The sequence below is a fragment of the Microvirga sp. P5_D2 genome (assembly GCF_054049475.1).
In genome coordinates this window covers 1-4563 of sequence record NZ_JBFUMH010000262.1, presented here as the reverse complement: position 1 = coordinate 4563, position 4563 = coordinate 1, and the positions used below count along the sequence as shown (strand labels likewise).

Here is a 4563-nt window from a genome sequence, read left to right as displayed (position 1 = left end):
CCTTTGGATCCGTCACACTAGACCATCTGGCCTATGTGGAATTCCTTGACGTTGCCTGTAAGGTTGCCCATACGGAGCCATCTGCATAGCGTCTTAAGCGCTTGAAAGACCAAAGAACTCATTCTGTTCGGGGAGCTCAATGGCTGGCAAAACTGTGACGAGGGCGGACCTGAGCGAGGCCGTTTACCAGAAGGTCGGTCTGTCGCGGACCGAATCGGCGGAACTGGTGGAACGGGTCCTAGCCGAGATCTGCGACAGCCTTGCCGCGGGCGAGACCGTGAAGCTGTCGTCGTTCGGCTCTTTCGTCGTGCGCAGCAAGGGCGAGCGCGTCGGCCGCAACCCGAAGACCGGCGTCGAAGTCCCCATCGACCCGCGCCGGGTCATGGTGTTCAAACCATCCAACGTGCTCAAGGCCTATATCAACGGCGAGATCATCGAGGGCGAGGACTAGTCGCGCGATGACAGGCGGCGCCTTGGACAAGAGCCCTGACGCGTTCCGCACCATCAGCGAAGTGGCTGAGGACCTCGACCTGCCGCAGCACGTCCTGCGGTTCTGGGAGACCCGCTTCAACCATATCAAGCCGCTGAAGCGCGGCGGCGGGCGGCGCTATTACCGCCCGGACGATGTGGATCTGCTCAAGGGCATACGGCAACTCCTCTACGGCGAAGGCTATACGATCAAGGGCGTGCAGCGAATCCTCAAGGAGGAGGGCGTGCGCTTCGTCCAGGCCGTGGGCCGGGGCGAGGAAAGCGTGGCCGCGCCGCGCAATGACGCTCGGGAGCTTCCTCAGGACGAGGAGGACGATCAGGCGACCTCGCTAGATGAGGCAGCGGATGACGGCATTCCAGCCCATGCCTTTTCCGAGGATGCCCTGCAAAAGCTTCAGGGCGCGCTCGACGACCTGCTCGAATGCGACCGGGTGCTTCGTTCCCTGAATGTGCCGGTCGAGCCAGTCTCCCCTGAATGAGCTGAGGCGGAACGCCCGGCTCGATGCCCTTCGACCGCCCGTTTCAGGGGGATCGTGAACGTTTTCGGGACAGGCGTGAAAATGGTTGCACGGAACGCTTGACAGGGGTCGGGGTGCCGCTTAAACCCCACCCACTCACCGCTTCGGCGGTCCGATGCGCGGGCGTAGCTCAGTCGGTTAGAGTGCCGGCCTGTCACGCCGGAGGTCGCGGGTTCGAGCCCCGTCGCCCGCGCCACTTATCCAAGAAAATCCTCATATTTAATCGAGACGCTGCGGTTGGGCGCTGATTTCGCCGCAGGCGAAGCGTGGCACCTTTTTGCGGTCCGGCGCATTTTCCTTTGTTGGAAGCGTCGGGCGTGGCTCGAATGCGCGTGACGCACAGTAAGGCGTCCCGCAATGACTCCGTCCAAGCTTTTCTCCCGATTTTCCAGCTGGGTAGCGCAGGTCACCGGAAGGCCTGTAACCTTTGCTTTATGCATCGCCATCATCGTGGTCTGGGCAATTACCGGCCCGTTCTTCCGATTTTCCGACACTTGGCAGCTCATTGTGAATACAGGGACGACCATCGTGACCTTTCTGATGGTTTTTCTGATCCAGAACACTCAGAATCGGGACGGTGCAGCGATTCAAGCCAAGCTTGATGAATTGATCCGTGCCGGTGCCGGGCAAAACACGTTCATCGGCATCGAACACCTTACCCTGGAAGAGCTTGATGAGATCCGGGCCAAGTGCGAAGCGCGGGCCAAGGAAGCACCTGCCGCAAATCACGCTCAGAGAAGGGCCAATCGCCGGGCTGCACAGGCTGCAGAGAAGGCCACATCTTAGTTTGGAATGATTCTTTTTGCGGCAGTGCAAACACTTGTCAGGGAAGGGGATCTCAGATAAGCCTCCCCGCATAAACCGCCGTTTGTCGCAGGACCTTTATTTGGGCCTTTCTGTGGCTTAAATGCGTGGCATGTCGCCGACCTTCCGGCCGCGCTTCGTTCCTTCTGGGTGTCGTATGACGAATCTCCTCGCCGACTACCTGCCTCTCGTAATCTTCATCGGCGTGTCGCTCCTGATCGGGGTGGCGCTGCTCGTGGCGCCGTTCCTGGTTGCCTACAGCAAGCCCGACTCGGAGAAGCTTTCCGCCTACGAGTGCGGGTTCAATGCCTTCGATGACGCACGCATGAAGTTCGACGTGCGCTTCTATCTGGTCGCCATTCTCTTCATCATCTTCGACCTCGAGGTGGCGTTCCTGTTCCCCTGGGCGATCACGTTCGGGAACTTGGGCTGGTTCGGCTTTATTTCGATGATGATCTTCCTCGGCGTCCTGACCGTCGGCTTCGTCTATGAGTGGAAGAAGGGAGCCCTGGAATGGGATTGATCACCGATAACTCCTCGACCCTGGTGGCTCCCGCCCCCCGTGGGATCATCGACCCGAACACGGGCGAGCCGGTCGGCTCCACGGACCCCTATTTCGTTTCGATCAAGGACGAGCTGTCCGACAAGGGCTTCCTCGTCACCTCGACCGAGGATCTCATCACGTGGGCGCGCACCGGCTCGCTCATGTGGATGACCTTCGGTCTGGCCTGCTGCGCCGTCGAGATGATGCAGCTCTCCATGCCCCGCTACGACGTCGAGCGCTTCGGCTTCGCGCCCCGCGCCTCGCCGCGCCAGTCGGACGTGATGATCGTCGCCGGCACGCTGACCAACAAGATGGCGCCGGCTCTGCGCAAGGTCTACGACCAGATGCCCGAGCCGCGCTATGTCATCTCCATGGGCTCCTGCGCCAATGGCGGCGGCTACTATCACTATTCCTACGCGGTCGTTCGTGGCTGCGACCGGGTCGTTCCTGTGGACATCTATGTGCCTGGCTGCCCTCCGACGGCTGAAGCGCTCCTCTACGGCGTGCTGCTTCTCCAGAAGAAGATCCGCCGCACGGGTACAATCGAGCGCTGAGCAAAGGTCATTTCATGAGTGCTGACCTCCAAGTCCTGAGCGATTACATCGCCTCGTCCCTCGGCGAGGCGATCGAAGATCGCGCCATCGCCTATGGCGAGCTGACGATGGTCGCCCGCCGGGACGATATCGTGCGGGTAATCACCTTCCTGCGCGACGACCAGCAGTGCCGTTTCGTCTGCTTCATCGATATCTGCGGGGCCGATTATCCGGCCCGCGAGCAGCGCTTCGACGTGGTGTACCACCTGCTGTCGCCGTACCATAACACCCGCATCCGCGTGAAAGCGCAGACGGACGAGGTGACTCCGGTCCCCTCGCTCATCGGCGTGTTCCCGGCCGCAAACTGGTTCGAGCGCGAGGCCTATGACCTTTATGGCATCCTGTTCTCGGGCCACCCGGACCTGCGCCGCCTCCTGACCGATTACGGCTTCGAGGGACATCCGCTGCGTAAGGACTTCCCGCTCACCGGCTATGTCGAGGTTCGCTACGACGAAGGCCAGGGCCGCGTGGTCTACGAGCCCGTGAAGCTCAATCAGGAATTCCGCAACTTCGACTTCCTCTCGCCCTGGGAAGGCACGGATTACGTGCTGCCCGGCGACGAGAAGGCCAAGGCTTAAGGCGGAAAGGGCGACCCATGGGCGAGCATAATATCCGCAATTTCACCATCAACTTCGGTCCGCAGCATCCGGCTGCGCACGGCGTGCTGCGCCTCGTGCTGGAACTCGACGGCGAGATCGTCGAGCGCGTCGATCCGCATATCGGCCTGCTTCATCGCGGCACCGAGAAGCTGATCGAGTACAAGACCTACGTTCAGGCGAACCCCTATTTCGACCGGCTCGATTACGTCGCGCCGATGAACCAGGAACATGCCTTCTGCATGGCGACGGAAAAGCTCCTCGGAATCGAGGTGCCGCGCCGCGCCGAACTGATCCGCGTTCTCTATTCCGAGATCGGGCGCCTGCTCTCGCATCTTCTCAACGTGACCACGCAAGCCATGGACGTCGGCGCTCTTACGCCGCCGCTCTGGGGTTTCGAGGAGCGCGAGAAGCTGATGATCTTCTACGAGCGCATCTCCGGTTCGCGCATGCACGCCAATTACTTCCGACCGGGCGGCGTGAGCATGGACATCCAGCCTGAGTTGATCGACGACATCGAGGCCTTCTGCGATCCGTTCCTGAAGGTTCTGGACGATCTCGACACGCTCGTCATGGGCAGCCGAATCTTCAAGCAGCGCAACGTCGATATCGGCATTCTGACCCTCGACGAATGCTGGGAGTGGGGCTTCTCCGGCGCCATCGTCCGCAGCTGCGGCGTTCCGTGGGACCTGCGCAAGTCGCAGCCGTACTCGCTCTACGAGGAGATGGATTTCGACATCCCCGTGGGCAAGAACGGCGACAACTACGACCGGCAGGTCATCCGGATGGAAGAGATGCGCCAGTCCGTGCGCATCATGCGCCAGTGCCTCGACAAGCTGCGCGCTCCGGACGGTCAGGGACCTGTCAACACGCTCGACGGCAAGGTGGCCCCGCCCTCGCGCAAGGACATGAAGCGCTCCATGGAAGCGCTGATCCATCACTTCAAGCTTTACACGGAAGGCTTCCACGTCCCCGCGGGCGAGGTATACGTCGCCGTAGAAGCGCCGAAGGGTGAGTTC

7 protein-coding genes and 1 tRNA gene are annotated in these 4563 nt (G+C 61.2%); all 8 read left to right on the top strand.

Annotated elements, in window-relative coordinates; translation table 11 throughout:
- The first annotated feature begins 139 nt into the window (after positions 1–139).
- Positions 140–451, top strand: a complete 312-nt coding sequence (locus ACXJKO_RS29940; protein WP_457094661.1) for an integration host factor subunit alpha — start codon at positions 140–142, stop codon at positions 449–451.
- 22 nt (positions 452–473) lie between these two features.
- Complete coding sequence (locus ACXJKO_RS29935) at positions 474–968, top strand: MerR family transcriptional regulator (RefSeq protein WP_457094660.1); 495 nt, start codon at positions 474–476, stop codon at positions 966–968.
- A 158-nt stretch (positions 969–1126) separates the two neighbouring features.
- Positions 1127–1203, top strand: a tRNA-Asp gene (locus tag ACXJKO_RS29930).
- Between the two features lie 161 nt (positions 1204–1364).
- Positions 1365–1793, top strand: a complete 429-nt coding sequence (locus ACXJKO_RS29925) for a low affinity iron permease family protein (RefSeq protein ID WP_457094659.1) — start codon at positions 1365–1367, stop codon at positions 1791–1793.
- A gap of 175 nt (positions 1794–1968) precedes the next feature.
- Positions 1969–2334: an NADH-quinone oxidoreductase subunit A gene (locus ACXJKO_RS29920; protein ID WP_441983103.1), complete on the top strand. Its 366-nt coding sequence runs from the start codon at positions 1969–1971 to the stop codon at positions 2332–2334.
- Positions 2325–2909, top strand: coding sequence for a NuoB/complex I 20 kDa subunit family protein (locus tag ACXJKO_RS29915; protein WP_457094658.1), 585 nt, complete (start codon positions 2325–2327; stop codon positions 2907–2909). Before ACXJKO_RS29920 ends, ACXJKO_RS29915 begins: the two co-directional genes overlap by 10 nt.
- Before the next feature lie 14 nt (positions 2910–2923).
- Positions 2924–3526 carry an NADH-quinone oxidoreductase subunit C gene (locus ACXJKO_RS29910; protein WP_457094657.1) on the top strand — a complete coding sequence of 201 codons (603 nt, stop codon included), beginning with the start codon at positions 2924–2926 and terminating at the stop codon, positions 3524–3526.
- A 17-nt stretch (positions 3527–3543) separates the two neighbouring features.
- On the top strand, positions 3544–4563 hold a 1020-nt coding region (locus ACXJKO_RS29905), incomplete at its 3' end, for an NADH-quinone oxidoreductase subunit D (protein ID WP_457094656.1).